Raw genomic sequence first — 2,077 nt, 5'->3', positions numbered from 1 at the left:
TATGAGTAAGGTGCACTCCCCTTTTGCACAGGGGAGTTTTTTAATTGAATCGAGTGCTTACTCCAACGTTTTTTTACATACCATAATCCCTATACACGTTAATAAATTTCTTATAGCCTTCTTTATTCTTTTCACTGTAAAATATAAAGTAGATGTACATAAACTTAATACACACATAAGGAGAGATGGAGAATGAATGGAATTGGACGACTTCCACAAAAGCTTAATGGCCATTTGATTTTAGAAAATATTCAAGAAACCATGATCATTGCAGATAAAGACTATCGTGTGCAGTGGATGAATGCAAGAGCAATTGAAACACTCCAGCCAGTACTCCCAATCTACCAGTTATCTCATATCGAAGAGTTAATTGGAAAGCATATGGACTTCTTTCATTCCAATTCTGAAGAAGCGGAAAAATTACTCACCTCTCTTCATACAACCTACCGAACGCGTATAACGATTGGCAGTCAATACGTAGCAGAAGCTGTGATTCACCCTATTGATACAAAAGACGGCGAGCGTTATGGCTACTTGCTTATGCTATTAGACTTTACAGATCAAGCCGAAGCAGAGCTTGAAAAAGAACGGTTAATTGAGGATTTGTCCACACCTTTATTAAAAATATGGGACGAGGTTTTAGCTGTGCCCATTACCGGTAAGATGGATATAGAACGTGGTAAGAAGCTAACTGAAACGGTATTGGAGGCAGTTGTAAAAGAACAGGCGCGCTATTTGCTTATTGATTTATCTTCCCTTCATTCGTTAGATGAAGAACACGGTTATTATATTAACACGCTTCACGATGCTTTGCGTTTGATTGGTACCACTTGCCTTATTGTTGGTCTTTCTTCAAAAATGGCTCTTTCGCTTGTAGATTTTCAGTTTAATTGGCGAACATTTTCCACTGTCCAACAAAGCATCTCTTACATTTTAGAAAAAAAGAATTATCGTATTGCACCCATTTCATAAGCCCATCATATCATTAAGTAATCCTCTCTCAATCGCTTTTTCCTTCAATCGGAAAAGGCGATTTTAGTTATGAGGAATTGTGAACGTTTAGGCACTTATCATCATAGGATACATTAATCAACCATAGAAAAGGGTGAGAGCGTATGCCAAGTGTTATTAACATTTATAATTTAAAGATCAACAGTATCTCAAGCAACGGTTCTGTCAACATTGGCGAAGCACTCCATAACAGTCACACGGCTCATTCAAAATCCACTGGTACGAACTCTTCTTATGGCGATGTCTCACCTGCTTCCTCGAAAATGCGAAACATTTATATCGATCCTGATACAAATGACCAAACAGATATTGCAAACGTTGATCATGTCAATGGTTATCAGCAGTGATATAGGGCAATGCTTGTCAACAGCATGACGACAAACGGTGAATACATTCTCTCTGAACGCAATAGACCGTTGGAGTAGAATGAATAAAAACAGTAAGGAGTCTCTTTATGCCTCTTCAAATTAACGTTTTTAATATCGTAACAAACGGTGTCACGCAAAACGCAAATATTGATTTTGGTTCCACCATTCAAAACAGTCACACGGCGAACTCCAAGTTTAACGGAGCGAATTTCTCTTTAGGTAACTTCTCTCCTACTTGCTCTCAAATGAATACGGGCGTGTTAGATCCTGATGTAAGTGATCAAGATCAAATTGCAAACCCTTCAGCTCCAATTGGAAATCAAATTTAGCTTTAACAATTTTGTCGTTTTACTTGGCACATTACAAGGAGGTGTGTAAATATGTTTCCATTTGGAAAGTCTCCTTTTAAAGGAATGATGGAAAATATCCCAAAAGGAATGGCATCTAAAGACATGAATAAGTATATTCAGCAAATGATTTCTTCTACCATGTCCCATTCTTTTCCGGATTTTATGCAAGGAAATGAATTCTTTAAGCAAGCCCAAGACATGATGAAAGAACAGCAGGATATGGGAACTGAAGGTCATGGACAAAAGCCAAGAAGATTTGATTCAAACGTCATCAATACATTAGATGAATGCATTGTGCAGCTAAAAATCCCTAACCGCGATATTGTATCAAGCATTAAAGTCTATCAT

At 37.6% G+C, this 2,077-nt stretch carries 3 protein-coding genes and 1 pseudogene; all 4 read left to right on the top strand.

From position 1 onward, the window contains the following. Positions 1 to 192: 192 nt before the first annotated feature. Positions 193 to 972: an STAS domain-containing protein gene (locus AC1DRF_RS24675; protein WP_097825173.1), complete on the top strand. Its 780-nt coding sequence runs from the start codon at positions 193 to 195 to the stop codon at positions 970 to 972. A gap of 143 nt (positions 973 to 1,115) precedes the next feature. Further along, complete coding sequence (locus tag AC1DRF_RS24670) at positions 1,116 to 1,358, top strand: spore germination protein (protein ID WP_013057625.1); 243 nt, start codon at positions 1,116 to 1,118, stop codon at positions 1,356 to 1,358. Positions 1,359 to 1,465: 107 nt separating this feature from the next. Further along, positions 1,466 to 1,708 carry a spore germination protein gene (locus AC1DRF_RS24665; RefSeq protein WP_013057626.1) on the top strand — a complete coding sequence of 81 codons (243 nt, stop codon included), beginning with the start codon at positions 1,466 to 1,468 and terminating at the stop codon, positions 1,706 to 1,708. Between the two features lie 51 nt (positions 1,709 to 1,759). Then, positions 1,760 to 2,077, top strand: a pseudogene (locus tag AC1DRF_RS24660) (Hsp20/alpha crystallin family protein); the annotation flags it as partial.

The sequence above is a fragment of the Priestia sp. P5_B4 genome (assembly GCF_056400385.1).
The sequence above is the reverse complement of the archived record's forward strand: the minus strand, read 5'-3'. Positions and strand labels throughout refer to the sequence as shown.